Consider the following 16,073-nt stretch of genomic DNA (forward strand, 5'->3'; position numbering starts at 1 on the left):
ATTTTTATCAGTAAGCTGTTAGGAACTAGTATTATTCATTACAGTGTTTATGTCTTTCTGCATTTATCATCAATTCTTCATCTATAACTGATACTTTTTGTTTTTGTACCTCTATTATGCCATCTTTACTTAGCACGCACAAGTCCAGTCCATGATTTAAAAATCATATTAAAATAATAATAGAAGTCCTTTCTGTCTATTTCATCATGGGTTATAATATCTGCTGATGCAAGTATTTTTCCGTCCAGTATGTAATCAATTGTTCCAACCTTGCTATAAATTTTAACAGGTGCTTCAATTTCTTTTGAAATATTATATACCGTCTGTAGCTTATCTACTTCATCTTGCTTCAAAGGTATTGATATATCCCTATCTGAAAAGACAGAAATATTACCTTTTAATCCCTTATGTACTTTGATTTCTGATATCTCCTGGCCCTCTTTTAAATACTCATAGCTTTTATAGTTTCCAAATGCATAATCTAATAATATCTTGCTGTTTTTTGCTCTAGTAGACCTAGAACTACAGTTCAGTACAACAGCTATTATTCTCCAGCCATTTTGAGTTGCCGATGTTACAAGGCATCGTCCAGCTTGACCAGTATATCCAGTTTTGACTCCATCAGCACCAGGATATAAGCTTAACATCTCGTTAGTGTTTGTAATATTGTTTCCCAGAAATATAGCGTTTTTTGTACCTACTATTTTGCAGAATTTCTCATTCCTAAGTGCATATTGAGTTATTAGTGCAAGATCATAGGGCGTTGAAAAATGTTGAGGATTATCCAATCCATGTGGGGTTACAAAATTTGTATTGGTAGCTCCTATTTCAGCTGCTTTTCTATTCATAATTTCTGCAAAAGCTTCAATAGAACCACCAATATGTTCGGCTATTGCAATTGCAGCATCATTTCCAGACCTAAGCATCATTGCATACATTAGATCACCAAGTTTGTACGTCTTACCTTCTTGCAAATTTACCTGTGAGCCTGATATTGATGCCGCCCTTTTACTTACTACTACATCTTCATCATCTCTTCCATTCTCTAATGCAACTATTGCTGTCATTATTTTTGTTGTGCTAGCAATGGAACTCCTCTTATAAGCATTTTTTTCATAAAGTACTCTTCCGCTAACCGTATCCATGACTATAGCAGCACCCGCAGAAATGTTTATACGATTATTTCCCATAGTTTCTACGCTATCCTGTTCAAAAAGTTCGCCAATTGGTTCATCATCATTAATATCATCTGCACATGCTAAATTTGTACAAATCATATTTATCAGTATTGCAAACACCAATAAAAGTATCTTAAAAGTCTTCAACAACCTCACATCCCAACCTTTTCACTATAATCGTTAGATTTTTAACAGCATTTGTCATCCTCTATTTATATTTAGGAGTAGCTTATATAATGCCATTTTCAGCTTTTGAGGGCTATATTATGCTTCTACAACAAATTAGTCCTGCTGTGTTAAATATATGTAATACATGCTTTGTTTATAACGTAAGTTAGGTTTAATATTAGTTAATCGAAACAATTATGTTTGTAACTCGTACAATATAATGATAAAATAAGCTGTTCTACTATTTGTGAAGTTTTCGCATAATAATTATCATTTTATTTTGAGTATAAGCGATATAACTTAACTTTACCATTTGTGAAATTGTATGTATGTATGATATATTTATCAATTGTATAAGTTTAATTTTCATATTTATTTGGGAGGCATTAATCTAAGAATGAAAAATGTTATAATAATTTCTTCAAACTATACAGGTCACGGCCACAAAAGTATCAGTGAAGCTTTGCAAGAACAATTCAATCTGCATAAAGATATTATCATAAATATTATAGATGGTTTTGATTTAGCTGGTAATATGGGAGTTCAAGTAGGTAAATCCTATGGATTAGTAACACGAAACGCTAAAAAACTTTGGAATTTAGCATGGAAAATTTCAAGCAGGAACCTTTATGTAATGCATGAATTCATTGAATTATCAGTAAAACATAATTTTGTAAACCTTTTAAAAAAACTAAAGCCCGATTTAATATTATGTGTTCATCCTATTTTCAACACACCAATAATAAATATACTAAAGGAATATAGAATTAATATTCCTTTCGTCACCTTTGTGGCAGATTTAGTAAGCATATCTCCATTATGGGCTGACAAGCGTGCAAACTGTATTATATGTCCTACTGAAGAAGCAAAAGAAAGATGCATAGGCTTTGGAGTTGCTGAAGAAAACATAAAAGTATTTGGTTTTCCTGTTAGATCAAGGTTTACAAAGCATATTTCTCAAAAAATTTCAAAGCCAAGCTATATCTTAGATAACCCTATGCAGTGCTTAGTTATGAGCGGTGGTGAAGGTTCCGGTGATATGGGTTCAATTGCCAAAACTCTATTAGATAATTTTAACTGTAATGTTAACATAATAGCAGGCAGAAACAAATCCTTGAAAGAGAAACTTAACAAGACATTATCGCTGCAATATCCTGGTAGAATAAATATTCTTGGATATACTTCTAATATTGAAGAATATATGCTAACCTCTGATATAGCTTTCACCAGAGGAAGTCCTAATGTAATGATGGAGGCAGTTGCCTGCAATGTTCCTCTCATTATAACAGGTGCTTTACCAGGCCAAGAGCAGGAAAATCCTGACTTCGCTGAGAAAAATAATCTTGGTATAGTGTGCAAGGATATATCAAATCTATATGAAATTGTTTCTGAACTATTAGCTGATAATGGAAAGAAATTAAATGCAATTAAAGAGTCTCAGTTACAATATTTTGACCATAACTCTGCTCAAAAAATTGTGGAACATACACTTAGCCTAATTAATAATAGTTCATATAAATATCCATCTGAGTTTAGACTTAGAAGAAAGTTTAATAGATTGGCGTTGAAATAAAACATTATATCAAAGCTAATCCTAACTTTCCGATGAAAAGTAGTACTATGTTCAAGTTTACAAATGGCTTTTTAAGCAGTAAACTAACTTGTCTTATAAAATTATTTACTTTTCATTTGATAATACTACGACACCTAATATATTAAGTTTAAGCAGTATATTAACTTAAGCTTGAGTTACTCAATCTTAAATTGTTAAGTTTGACTTAAAACTATCAACTTGAAATTTTGAGTAATTAACTTAACCATATAATTTAATTTGTATAGAACATTAGGAGCCAGATAAATTCTAATGTTCTTTTTTATATTGCAATTTATTTCAGCCATTTTTCATACCATATAAGTATTTTCTAAAAAATAACTTTTTATTATTACCTTCTTAAATTGTCTTCTTTATTCGGGAACATATTCCTTTGCTTGTGTATCTTATTAAAAGAATTGCAGCTGTGATTATTTTAAATATTCCTTAAAAGGAGAGTGACTTATGCATCAAAATATAATCATTGGAAGTATTGGAACCTATACTCCCGCTAATCAGATTAACAATTCGTTTTATATTAACCACTTTAATAGCATAGGAGTTGATGTGTCTGGGCTACTAAAACACCTCAGCAGTGAAACACGATATATTGCAGATCATAACACAGAAAATGTCATTACGATGGCATATGAAGCAGCTGTCAAAGCCTTAAAATCAGCCAATCTAGATCCTACTGAAATTGATTTATTAATTTTTTGTACAGACACTCCAGAACAACTAACACCAACAAATGCATTATTATTACATGATAAACTGCATACAACTAATGCAAATCAGATTTTTGACATGAATTCCAACTGCATAAGTATGTTATCTGGCCTTGATGTTGCAAGCAGAATACTTTCAAGTAATTCGCGAATTAATAAAGCTTTAGTTGTGGGCAGTTTTATGGGAAGCCTAATAGCAAGTGAATATGATCCTGTCTGCTATTCTACCTTCGGAGATGCTGCTGTGGCAGTAATACTATATAAAACTGAAGAATCTTACAAACGTGGATTTATTGACGCAAATTTTAAAACTAATACTATAATTAAAGACTTTTATCGATTCCCTTCATGCGGTTTTAGTCAAATATATAACCCTAATATAGATATAGAAGATAAGAAACTGAAATCCAATTCTTTTGATATGTCTATGATTTGTAAAGACTGGATTGAACTCATGAGTTCACTTTGTACTAAATATGATGTAGACAAGCATTCTATAAAGCAGTTTTTCTTGTCCCAATTTTCTAAGCCTGAAATAGAAAAAACACTAGAAATGATGGGAGTTGAACTAAATAAATATACATTTATAGGTAATAAATATGGATACACTGGCCTTACAGGTCCATTACTTGCATATAATGAAGCCTTAGTTAATAAGTCCATACATATAGGAGACTATATAATGTTTTGCTCTATGGGAGCAGGCTACAACTTATGTGCAATATTGTACAAACTCTAAATGAATTTTATAAGGGGTGTTGCAAAACATCTATTTCCGGATATCAATGCTTATTGCGAGAAATAGTATACAAGCACAGTATATATCAATGGAGGATCTTCTTAAAACAGATGCTATAAAATGCTATAAAAAAAGTAGGCAAAGAACTAATTTTATAACCAACACAGCCATAAAACTTAGCTGTGAGTATAACACCTAGACTAGCTGTCTTGTGTTATAGGTAGTCGATTGTGTTGCTAAAGAGCAACATATATATCTGCATCCTTTTACTAAAAAGCCATAAATACATACTGTACGGGAAACTATTAAGCAAATAATTGTAAAGGAATATATAAGTTTTCTTGTTTTGTAACAGCCCCTTTATATATGTTTTTTATATAAATGTTATATTTATCATAAGTAAAAATTTCATTTTTAGATATTTTTTAGAGCATCTTCGAGTGAATTCACCATCAATACTGATTCAAATCCTGGAATATCCCTCGATAATCTTTGTGTTTGCATCTTTCCTACTGAAGAAGCCTGTTGAACAAGTATTTTCTTCTTAAAAGGGTCTTTTGCATAGAGTTTCATTACATTTTTTAAGTTTTCTGCTACATCTTGTGTAGATGTCTTTAAGCCTCTTCCATTAACAATCATAGTATATTCCTTTGGGTCAAACTCTTTTGTTTTCGACTTATACTCATTGATAAAGTCCTTGCTTTCCTGTACAGAGAAAAAGCCTGAAGCATTAATTGTAAAAAGCTTTTTGTTTCTGTCCACTTCCATCTTATACACTAATAGCACCTCCATGTAATAAATGTAATAATATTTCAAAAAAAATATATTGTGTATATTATGACATATTTATTTATTCATTTCAAGCACTTTATGTTTAATTTAAGTTAATTTGTATATATTTGATAATTAATGTACATTTTTTGTATTTTTATGCAAACAATATTTTTATAACATAATTATTTTGTCAAAAAAACTCGTTTTGCAAAAATAGCAAAACGAGTTTTTATTAATACTTATTTCTATATTATTTTAAATACAATTGCTCATCTTTCTATCGATAAGTCTTCTGCACCTACAATTTTTTAAAAGAGTTTGGGTTGGAGTCGAACAATCTTCTGAGCGGCAAGTTCACACTCTTACAATTTTGAATTGAATATCTGAGTGCTAAAGGTTATTTCTGATATACAGATCCAATATTGAACTGAAACCGTAAAAGAACAGCTAACTTGCTCCCAAAATTATATCTAAACAACCATTCCCTAAATAGCAATACTATACTTCAATTAATTCCATATTGTAAGTATACTTTTTATTCAACATCATTAGTTAGCTTTAGCTTTTCAAGCACATAGAATATTAAGCTAAGTACCATTCCAACTAATGTAGCTAAAACCATTCCTTTTAACTGAACCTTATCCCCTAAGCTAATTGATATACCACTTATTCCAACTATAAAAACAAGTGCTGTAAGAACAAGATTTTTTGCTTTACTATAATCAATCTTTGCTTCAACAATCATTCTTATACCTGAAGCAGCAATTATACCAAAGAGTAGTAAACTAATTCCTCCCATTACTGCAGATGGAATACTTGAGATAACTCCTGATAATTTCCCTATAAAAGCTATTATTATGGAAATAACACCAGCTCCACCAATTACCCATACACTGTACACTCTAGTAATTGCCATTACTCCCATATTTTCTCCATAGGTAGTAGTAGGACATGAACCACAGAAACCAGAAAGCATAGTTGATACTCCATCACCCATCAATGATCTATGAAGTCCTGGATCCTTTGTTAAATCCCTTCCAACTATATTACTAGTAACAAATAGATGACCTATATGCTCCGAAAGAACAACTAAAGCAGCAGGTGCTAATACCAATATTGCATTAAATTTGAATGTAGGAATTACAAACTCAGGTATATTAATCCAATTAGCTGCTGTTATTGCAGAGTAATCAACATTTCCCATAATAGCAGCTAATCCATATCCTGATGCAACAGCTATTAAAATAGGAATTACTGAAAGAAAACCTCTGAAACAAAGATTACCAATTATTAATATTCCAAGAGTAACCAATGATATGAGTATATTTTCAAAATTAAATCCACCGTTTGCATCAGGCAATAATCCTGCCATTTCAGCAGCGCTGCCTGCTAGTTCAAGTCCTATTAGTGCAACAATAGGGCCCATAGCAGCTGGTGGAAGTACAATATCTAACCAGCTTGTCCCCACTTTACCAATAATAAACGCGACTATCACAAAAACCAAACCGCATATTATGTATCCGCCTAATGCCTGCTTGAAATTTTCTACATAATTAGTTGAACTTGTAACAATAGCAGCTGTTGGTGAAAGGAAAGCAAAACTTGAACCTAAAAATGCTGGAGCCTTTCCTTTACATATAATCAAATATAGTAATGTTCCAATACCATTAAGCAGTAATACAAGCGCTGGGTCAATAACCTGAATACTGTTATATTGTGCTAATAGTTCTGGATTTTGTTGTACCTGTTCATAAGTCATTTTTAATACTTCTTCAAGGTAATGGCTCTTTGCAAAACCATTAAATAAAAATGGAACAAGCACAGATGCACTAAACATTGCAAACAAATGCTGTAAGCTAAGAGGCAATGCTTTTAAAAATGGAACTTTTTCTTCAACCTGAATAATAGGTCTAGCATTATTCATTATAATCTCCTCCAAAATTTTTGTAATAAAAAAACCTTACTGATTTTGGCGCAGTAAGGTTGGGTTTATCCAATTATAAGCTTATAGTACGTTCCCAAATATAACCCTTACTAGCCTCTCTGGACTAATTTAAAAGTTTTTTTATTCGAGAAGTATTCTATCATATGTTTTATGCAAAGTCCACAAATTATATATTATTTCATATAAATTTCTATGCATCATTACCATATATTTTATATATTTCTGATAATTGGTTATATATAATCATATATTGGTAATACCAACTTTTTTATTAACTTTTCCTTTTATTTTCATAAGCACTTAAAATTAATGAATAAATTTTAGAAGCAGAATCAAGCATACGGTTTTTTGTTGCATTTGTTGCCATTTTGCTCAATAAATTTTCGTTTGAAATCAAATTACAAATTTGTGTATATAGAGCAGCCGCATTTAATTCATTCTCCAATATAACAACTGCCCCTCCGTCCCTCTCCAATGAGCGCGCATTATGCTCCTGATGGTTTGCCGTAACATATGGTGAAGGAATCAGAATTGATGGTATTCCCATTGTCTGGAGTTCACTGATTGTAATAGCTCCTGCCCTGCAAACCATCAAATCACTTGCTGCATATACTTTATCAACGTCATAGATATAAGGTACTACCTTAACCAAGCTTTTGTACTTTTCATCTATTTTTATGCTAGAATTAATTGTTTCAAATTGCTGTTCACCTGTTGAAAATATTATATTAAATTCACCTTTAAAGTAGTTGTTGAGCATTTCTGCAACTGTCTCATTTATCTTTCTCGCACCCCTACTGCCACCCATTACAACTATTAAAGGTTTACCCTTAACTGCATCAAGCTTAGACTTAGCATCAGCCTTATTTTTATTTAATAACTCCTGCCTAACTGGATTGCCTGTATGTACTAATTTTGCAGTCTGTTTGAAGTATTTCTCAGAATCCTTAAAGCTTATTGCCACATAATCCACATAACGAGCAAGAATTCTGTTTGTCACGCCTGGGAATGCATTTGATTCGTGAATCAAGGTAGGAATACCCTTTTTAGCTGCAACATATAAAACAGGCCCGCAGACATAACCTCCCGTGCCTATCACAACATCAGGTTTTATTCTTTTTATTAGCTTAGAAGCCTCAAAAAAACTCTGAATAAGCTCCTTTACAGCAACTACAGTATCAAATGATATTTTTCTTTTAAAACCCCTGACAGTTATAGTCTCAAGCTTGTATCCTTCTCTGGGAACTAGCTTTGTCTCCAATCCCTTTTGTGTTCCAACAAAAGTTATTTCTGAATGGGGTTGCTGCTCTCTTATATACTTCGCAATAGCCAGTCCCGGATTTATATGCCCTCCGGTTCCCCCTCCTGCAATTAAAACTTTCAAATATATCACCTCATAGTCTTTCGTAATTTGAATATCTAGAAATATTAAGCAGTACACCCACTCCAAACATTAAAAACATCAGTGATGTTCCTCCATAGCTGAAGAACGGAAGCGAAATTCCTGTAGACGGTATAGAATTTGTTACAACAGCAACATTGAATAAAAATTGAATTCCAATTAATGAAGTAATTCCGGTTGCCATCAAACTTCCAAAGGTATCTGGAGCATTCATTGCCACCTTGATTCCTCTCCAAATAAATACTAAAAACAGAAGCATTACAAATGCAGAGCCTACAAAGCCCAATTCCTCTGCTAATACTGCAAATATATAATCATTATAAGGCTCAGGTATATATAAATATTTCTGCATACTCTGTCCAAGCCCTCTTCCAAATAGCCCACCAGAACCAATAGCAAGAAGAGATTGCACGGTCTGCCACCCTTCATCCATAGCATAGTCAAAAGGATTAAGCCAAGCTTTAACTCTGTCAAAACGATATGGAGCAGCCAATATTGCTACAACAACTGCTGCAACACCTGGCAGTGCCAAAGCTACAAAGTGCGATATTTTCGCACCAGCACAAAACAAAATAATACAAGATGTAATTACTATAATCAAGGTTCCGCTAAGATGTGGCTCAATCACAACCAGACCTGCAACAAATCCAATCAACATTAAATATGGCAGAAGTCCCTTTGTAAATGACTGCAAAACCTCTTTTCGTTTAGATAAGCTAAAGGAAAGAAACATAATCAATGCAAATTTTGCCATTTCAGAAGGCTGAATAGTTTTTGTTCCTACTCCTAACCATCTTTGAGCGCCATTTCTCTCTTGCCCCACTCCTGGAATTAGTACCAGTATAAGCAGCCCAATTGATATCATAAGTATTATGGGTGATAATTTTCCCCACCGCTTATAGTCAAAATTCATTGTAACAATAAGTATTACAATACTTAAAGCCATGTATTGCAACTGCGGAATTAATAAGTAAAATGAATTGCCTACTGTCTTAACTGAAAAATAATAGCTCGAACTAAACACCATTATTGTGCCTAATGAAAGCAGTAAAATTACCGCTGCAAATATCCAAAAATCGAAAGGCTTTTTGTTTTTGTTCTTCATTAATTTCCTCCAGTTTTTAAGCTTGTTACCCCTACATATATTTTGATTATATGTAAATAGTTGCTCATAAATTCTTAAATGTTATTACCTACACCTAGAATAACAAGAGAGACAATAGAAAGTATAACCGTTACAAATATAAAAACAGCAACTACTTTTGTTTCCTTCCAGCCCATCAATTCAAAATGGTGATGTATAGGAGCCATTTTGAATATACGTTTTCCAGTTAATTTAAAAGAAGCTACTTGCAAAATAACCGAAACAGCTTCAATTAAATATATACCTCCAACTATTAATAAAATTAGAGGAATACGCATCATAACTACAATAGCTGTTAATGCACCACCTAGTGCTAAGCTTCCAGTATCACCCATGAAGACCTTTGCAGGATAAATGTTAAATGCTAGAAAACCAAGGCAACCACCAGCAATTGCCGCCGAAAAAACTTTAATATATCCCAATTCAGCATTTGTCAATGAATAGATTGTAAAAAATATAGCAACCACAAGCGTAACTCCTGCACATAGACCATCTAATCCATCAGTAAGATTAACTGCATTTGAGAAAAAATACATAAATGCTACTATAAACAGAAAGTATAACCACGGTTGAATTATGATGTTTGTAAAAGGTATTGCAATTGATGTTCCAGCATCTGTATACCTCATTACATAAAATGCAAATGCAACGCATACTATCAATTGCATAAATGTCTTTTGCCCTGCATATAGTCCATCTTTTCTCTTTTTGACTATCTTAATAAAGTCATCAATGAAACCAACAGCAGCAAAGCCTAATGTTGCAATTAATATAGGTATTATTGCCGGATACTTTTGCGAAAAATAAAGAGCCACTAATGTTATAGGTATTAAAAAAATTAGTCCTCCAATTGTAGGTGTCCCCATTTTTTTTAAATGAGTTTGAGGACCATCATCTCTCACTGTCTGTCCAAATTTCAATCTTCTTAAAAACGGAATACAAACAGGCCCTGCAATAAGAGCCAATATAAACGCAGCCGCAAAGGCTAATATATGTTCAGATGTTAATGAAAAAGTAAGCACCACAACTTCCCCCTGTTTATTATTATGGAATCAATGCCTCAGAATTTAAAATGCCATCGGTTATCTCTTCCATTTTCATTCCTCTTGAGCCTTTTATCAGAATATAATCTCCTTGTCTGATAATACTTAAGATATATTTAAGTGCATCCTTGTTGTTTTCAAAATGCTGCAATATTATTTTCTGATTACCTGAATCAGCTACTGCCTTCATTATGCTTTTTGAATCATTACCAATGGCTATCAGGTAATCAATTTTTTTGTCCTTAATAAAGCTTCCTACAGAATAATGAAGTTCGCTGGCCATATCTCCCATTTCAAGCATATCACCAAGAACTGCTATACCCCTTGTTTTTGAGCAAAGTTCCTCTAATACATTTATAGCTGCCTGCATTGATTGAGGACTTGCATTATAAGCATCATTTATAATTTTTATACCTTTGAAGGAAATTATATTCTGTCTCATATTTCCAGGGCTATATGACCCTATACCTTCAATTATGGTATCTATTGGTATTTTCATTTCCATTCCGACAGCTATTGCTGCAAGTGCATTGTAAACATTATGTATACCAGGCACAGGAATTGATACCTTGTAGGTTTGACCATCTAATTCAATGCTAAACTGACTTCCCGACTCTCCTAATGACTCATAGCATGTAGCAACATAATCAAGTCCATTTTCCATTCCATAATAAACAGTTCTATGCTTAAGGCTGCCTCGAATACCTCTTAGTAAGGGGTCATCACCATTTAGTACAATTAAACCATCATCCTTTAATCCTTCCAAAATCTCCAGCTTTGCCTTTAAAATTCCCTGCTGAGAGCCTAACTTCTCTATGTGAGATACTCCAATATTAGTTATAACAGCTATTTGCGGCTGAGCAATAGCAGTAAGCCTGCTAATTTCACCAAAACCGCTCATACCCATTTCTATAACAGCCATCTCATGTTTTTTATCTAGCTGCAGCAATGTTAATGGCAACCCAATTTCATTGTTAAAATTGCCCTGTGTCTTAAGTACTTCATATTGCTTTGATAACACACAAGCAATCATATCCTTTGTACTTGTCTTCCCCACACTGCCAGTAATTCCAACCACAGGTATATTATGCTTCTCTCTGTGCCATGTGGCAAGTTCTCTCAGAGCCTTTGCAGTATCATCAACTAATATAGCAGAAGCATTGTCATGCTGCGGAATGGGTTTTTGAGTCAAGCAAACTGCTGCTCCGCTATTTATGCTATTCTCAATATAATCGTGTCCATCAAAGCGCTCACCCACCAAGGGAATGAACAAATTTCCTTTTGTTACTTTCCTAGAATCTGTAGTAATACCCGAAAACACTTGCTCAGCATTGCCCCACAATAGCTTTCCATTCACAGCTTCAGCTAATTCTGCACAGTCAAAAGAAATCATTTTTTTCTCCTTCCAAGCTCCACCAGCAATTCATCTACTACTTCTCTCTCATCAAAGTGTACTGTTTTATCTTTAAATTGCTGATAAGTTTCATGCCCCTTACCTGCCAAAATAATTATATCTCCATCTTGCGCATTTTCAAGTGCAAACTTTATTGCTTGCCTTCTATCTGTTATTTTAATATATTTCCCGTTTGTTTTAGTAATGCCTGCCTCAATATCATTAATAATTTTCTCAGGCTCTTCTGTTCTAGGGTTATCAGAAGTTATTATTGAAAAATCAGCAATTTTTCCTGAAATTTCACCCATCAAAGGTCTTTTTCCTGGGTCTCTGTCACCGCCGCAACCAAATAAACTAACAACTCTGCCCTTTGCAAATTCCTTAACAGTTGAAAGCACTTTTTCTAAGCTATCTGGAGTATGGGCATAATCTATCAGAACTGAATAGTTTCCATCGGTAGGAACCGTTTCCATTCTGCCTGGTACATTAACATTCTTAAGCCCTTCTTTTACATGTTCCAATGTTATTCCTGGTATTAGACAACATGAACCAATTGCTGCAAGTGCATTATAAATATTAAAATTACCTTGCAGGTTTGTTCGAATACTTGTGTTACCCCACGGAGAAGTAAGATAAAAGGAAGTATATTCAGTTTCTTTAACAATATCTGTGGCTCTGATATCTGCAGCCTCACATATTCCGTAAGTATAAACCTTGCAACTAGCCAACTCCGCCATTTTTTTACCTTGCTCACTGTCAATATTTATAACTGCTTGCTTACACATTTTAAATAGCTTAGCCTTTGCATTAAAATAATCCTCTAAAGTTGCATGCTCCCTAGGGCCTATGTGATCTCTGGAAAAATTAGTAAATACACCCACATCAAAATCACATTTTGCTACTCTATGCAATTCCAAGCCCTGTGAGGACACCTCTATAACGGCACTATCTACTTTTTTCTCCACCATTTCACCAAATAGACTTTGTAAATCGAAGGATTCTGGTGTAGTTCTTGTAGCATATAATATCTCGTCTCCAATTAAATTTGCAACTGTTCCTATTAGTCCTATTTTATGCTCTGCTGCTTGAAGAATTGACTTAACCATATATGTTGTGGTAGTTTTCCCTTTTGTACCTGTAATTCCTACTAAATTAATCTTACTCGATGGATGAGAAAAAAATGCATCAGAAACACATGCCAAGCCATATCTGGTATCTTCAATCTCTACAACTGTAACACCTTCTGGAACATCTATATGCTTTTGAACTAGAAATGCCTTTGTTCCATTTAAAATAGCATCAGATATGTACATATGTCCGTCAACAACAGTTCCTTCGATACATACAAACAATGAATCCTGTTTTGTTTTCCTGGAGTCATAAGCAATACTCTCAATATTTATATCCAAACTTCCCTGCACACTTTTTATTTCTAAATCTTTAACCAATTCGCGAAGCAGCAATTAATACACCTCCTAATATACTATCACTTACCTAAATTATTCCCACTTTACTCAGTATTTTATAAATTTTAAGCGATTTTATAAATTATCATACCGTAGTTAAATTATATTTTTAAATTATTATATTGTGCTAATTATCTTATAAAACTTGCAAAGATAATTTCAGCACTAATATTTTTCGGTACAAGCTTGCTTAAATGGGTTATTACCAAGATATTTGCGAAATCAGTCTGAAACTACGTTTCTAAACATAACTTCTACTACAGTTCCCTTTGTAACAACCTTGCCTGCTTCCTTATCCTGACTAACAGCAGTTCCAGTACCATTTACGCGGATATTAAGTCCAACTGACTTAAATGCTTGTGTAGCCTCATATACTGTCTTGTCTTTTACATCTGGCACTTTAACTGTAGCCTCATTTTCAGGCTTATAAGTATATAATATAACTAATGAATTTTCAATCATCAATGCAGAAGACTTAGGGGTTTGCGCCTCAACAACCGCCTTCATATCCTTATTGCTTCCTTCTATTTTATACTCCAACTTATTCTGTTTCAACATTTTTATTGCTTCTTCTAAAGTCTTTCCTTTTACATCAGGAACTTGAACTTCCTTCTTTAGATTCTTTTTATCTTCTTCTGTATATTCCTTTTCTACTCCTTGGTATGTTAATATTTCATCTATCAGCTTTCCTACCACAGGTGCTACTATCATACCTCCACCATGATAAAATTGGTCTGGATAGTCAAGAACAACCAACACACACAGTGTAGGATTATCAGTTGGTGCAATAGCAGCAAATGAAGCAATATATCTGTCATACTTTCCGGTAGCAATAAGTGATTCATTCTTAATTGTTTCTGATGTTCCTGTCTTCCCACCTATCTTATATCCGGGTACTCTTGCATTTTTACCAGTTCCAACATCTACAACACCGCGTAAAATATCTAATAGAGTCTCTGATGTCTGCTTTGATATAACTCTTCTTACAACATTAGGCTCATATCTTTTTATTACATTACCTGAACTATCTAATACTTCTTTTACAACATGTGGAGTTATAAGTTCTCCCCCGTTCGCAATAGCACCATAAGCTTGAATAAGCTGAATTGGTGTTATTTGAAAACGCTGTCCAAATGATGCGGTACACATATTTATCTCTGTAGGATTAGAGTGGATTATGCTGCTTGCTTCACCGGGAAGGTCAATACCAGTCTTTTTATAGAAACCAAAAGCTTTTACATAACTATAGAATTTATCTATGCCCATCTTTTGAGCAAGTCTTACAAATACAGGATTACAAGAGTTATACACACCTTCTCTAAAGGTTTCATGAAGATGGGCATTTGGTTTCCAGCAATTAATAGACCATCCACCAACCTTTATTGTTGCATCTGTAACCTGCGTATCCGCTGTTATCAATCCTTCTTCAAGGCCTGCTGCAGATGTTATAGGCTTAAAGGTGGAACCAGGTTCATATGTATCAACTACAGCTTTATTTCTCCAAACTGTTTTTTGAAGGTATTGTACATCCTTTGCGGAAGTTCCGGTCCAAGTGGTTTTATCAACACCAGGAGGAGCCGCCCTAGGATTATTTAAATCAAAATCAGGCTTTGATGCCAATGCCAGTATTTCTCCATTTCGCGGATCCATAACTATGGCGGTAGCACCATTTAAGACATTATTATCTGCTATAGCTTTTTCTAAGGTCTTTTCAGCAAAATATTGAATGGTTTCGTCAATGGTTAATACAACATCATTTCCATCCTGAGGTTGTATATATTGTTCCTGACCCATACTTAGTTCAACACCACTAGCATCAACTTCACTTAATATCTTGCCAGGCACGCCCTTAAGATACTTTTCCATCATTTTCTCTACGCCATCTAGTCCATCGTTATCAATATTTGTGAAACCAATAACATGAGCTGCTAAATTGCCGTTTGGATAAAATCTCTTAGTATCTTCATCTACATATATGCCATCAATTTCGTTATCTTTTTTCCATTGCCTTACCTTTAAACCAACTTCTTTGTCTACCTTCTTCTTAATAAGTTCGTATCTTGAAGATTTCGTCAACTTTTCTTTAATTTTTTCTTTGTCCATTTCAAGAATTTCTGCCAAATCACTTGCTATCTTATCAACATCAAGCTTTGTTTGCTTCTTTATTACTTGTGGGCTGCAGCTGATGGTTTCAACAGATCCACTGACAGCAAGAGGTTCCATATTTCTATCGTATATAGTACCTCTTTTAGGGCTGATAGTTCTATTACTGGTTTGCTGTTCAAACGCCTTTTGTTGATACTCCTGTCCATTGGCAATTTGAATCCATGCAATTCTAACTACTAGGCCTACTGTACAAAGAGTAAAAATAGCCAGTACCCATAGAAGCCTTTTCTTAAGTTTTATATTTGGACCTGTCAAAAGTATCCCTCCCACATTATAAACAATTAAATTCTCTATAAATAATTAAATTCTCTATAAATAATATTTATTATTTTCAAA

11 protein-coding genes are annotated in these 16,073 nt (G+C 33.7%); 2 read left to right on the forward strand and 9 right to left on the reverse strand.

Translation table 11 applies throughout. The annotated features are described in order from the left end of the window. Nucleotides 1-125: 125 nt before the first annotated feature. Entirely contained in the window at nucleotides 126-1,334 is a 1,209-nt protein-coding gene (locus EHE19_RS12365) for a D-alanyl-D-alanine carboxypeptidase family protein (protein WP_342343322.1), read from the reverse strand. A 409-nt stretch (nucleotides 1,335-1,743) separates the two neighbouring features. Here EHE19_RS12365 and EHE19_RS12370 point away from each other — a divergent pair, with 409 nt between their 5' ends. Both EHE19_RS12370 and EHE19_RS12375 read left to right on the forward strand, forming a co-directional pair. Continuing rightward, nucleotides 1,744-2,919, forward strand: coding sequence for an MGDG synthase family glycosyltransferase (locus EHE19_RS12370; RefSeq protein ID WP_137697922.1), 1,176 nt, complete (start codon nucleotides 1,744-1,746; stop codon nucleotides 2,917-2,919). Nucleotides 2,920-3,402: 483 nt separating this feature from the next. Next, nucleotides 3,403-4,404, forward strand: coding sequence for a 3-oxoacyl-[acyl-carrier-protein] synthase III C-terminal domain-containing protein (locus EHE19_RS12375; protein WP_137697921.1), 1,002 nt, complete (start codon nucleotides 3,403-3,405; stop codon nucleotides 4,402-4,404). Nucleotides 4,405-4,818: 414 nt separating this feature from the next. Here EHE19_RS12375 and EHE19_RS12380 read toward each other — a convergent pair whose 3' ends face one another. The 8 genes from EHE19_RS12380 to EHE19_RS12415 all read right to left on the reverse strand — a co-directional run bounded on the left by EHE19_RS12380 (nucleotide 4,819) and on the right by EHE19_RS12415 (nucleotide 15,992). Beyond that, complete coding sequence (locus EHE19_RS12380; protein ID WP_137697920.1) at nucleotides 4,819-5,181, reverse strand: hypothetical protein; 363 nt, start codon at nucleotides 5,179-5,181, stop codon at nucleotides 4,819-4,821. A gap of 532 nt (nucleotides 5,182-5,713) precedes the next feature. Beyond that, nucleotides 5,714-7,102, reverse strand: coding sequence for a uracil permease (gene uraA / locus EHE19_RS12385; RefSeq protein ID WP_137697919.1), 1,389 nt, complete (start codon nucleotides 7,100-7,102; stop codon nucleotides 5,714-5,716). Between the two features lie 292 nt (nucleotides 7,103-7,394). Continuing rightward, on the reverse strand, nucleotides 7,395-8,507 hold the full coding sequence (murG, locus tag EHE19_RS12390; protein WP_137697918.1) for an undecaprenyldiphospho-muramoylpentapeptide beta-N-acetylglucosaminyltransferase: 1,113 nt from the start codon (nucleotides 8,505-8,507) through the stop codon (nucleotides 7,395-7,397). Between the two features lie 10 nt (nucleotides 8,508-8,517). Beyond that, the gene (gene ftsW / locus EHE19_RS12395; RefSeq protein ID WP_137697917.1) at nucleotides 8,518-9,630 is read right to left on the reverse strand and encodes a putative lipid II flippase FtsW; all 1,113 of its coding nucleotides are present in this window, start codon (nucleotides 9,628-9,630) and stop codon (nucleotides 8,518-8,520) included. A 74-nt stretch (nucleotides 9,631-9,704) separates the two neighbouring features. Continuing rightward, the gene (mraY, locus tag EHE19_RS12400; protein ID WP_137697957.1) at nucleotides 9,705-10,691 is read right to left on the reverse strand and encodes a phospho-N-acetylmuramoyl-pentapeptide-transferase; all 987 of its coding nucleotides are present in this window, start codon (nucleotides 10,689-10,691) and stop codon (nucleotides 9,705-9,707) included. A gap of 22 nt (nucleotides 10,692-10,713) precedes the next feature. Beyond that, nucleotides 10,714-12,105 (reverse strand): UDP-N-acetylmuramoyl-tripeptide--D-alanyl-D-alanine ligase, encoded by a 1,392-nt coding sequence (locus EHE19_RS12405; RefSeq protein ID WP_137697916.1) that lies wholly within the window; start codon nucleotides 12,103-12,105, stop codon nucleotides 10,714-10,716. After that, a complete protein-coding gene (locus tag EHE19_RS12410; RefSeq protein WP_137697915.1) occupies nucleotides 12,102-13,568 on the reverse strand; it encodes a UDP-N-acetylmuramoyl-L-alanyl-D-glutamate--2,6-diaminopimelate ligase in 1,467 nt (488 codons plus the stop codon). Before EHE19_RS12410 ends, EHE19_RS12405 begins: the two co-directional genes overlap by 4 nt. 225 nt (nucleotides 13,569-13,793) lie before the next feature. Further along, nucleotides 13,794-15,992, reverse strand: a complete 2,199-nt coding sequence (locus EHE19_RS12415; protein ID WP_137697914.1) for a penicillin-binding transpeptidase domain-containing protein — start codon at nucleotides 15,990-15,992, stop codon at nucleotides 13,794-13,796. Between the last annotated feature and the right edge of the window lie 81 nt (nucleotides 15,993-16,073).

It is taken from the genome of Ruminiclostridium herbifermentans (assembly GCF_005473905.2).
GTDB classification, from domain to species: Bacteria; Bacillota; Clostridia; order Acetivibrionales; family DSM-1351; genus Ruminiclostridium; species Ruminiclostridium herbifermentans.

Excerpts from the sequence above, each read along its gene's own strand:
- ftsW (WP_137697917.1), bottom strand. The coding sequence starts at position 9,630 with ATGAAGAACAAAAACAAAAAGCCTTTCGATTTTTGGATATTTGCAGCG.
- EHE19_RS12405 (WP_137697916.1), bottom strand. The coding sequence starts at position 12,105 with ATGATTTCTTTTGACTGTGCAGAATTAGCTGAAGCTGTGAATGGAAAG.
- EHE19_RS12370 (WP_137697922.1), top strand. The coding sequence starts at position 1,744 with ATGAAAAATGTTATAATAATTTCTTCAAACTATACAGGTCACGGCCAC.
- EHE19_RS12375 (WP_137697921.1), top strand. The coding sequence starts at position 3,403 with ATGCATCAAAATATAATCATTGGAAGTATTGGAACCTATACTCCCGCT.
- uraA (WP_137697919.1), bottom strand. The coding sequence starts at position 7,102 with ATGAATAATGCTAGACCTATTATTCAGGTTGAAGAAAAAGTTCCATTT.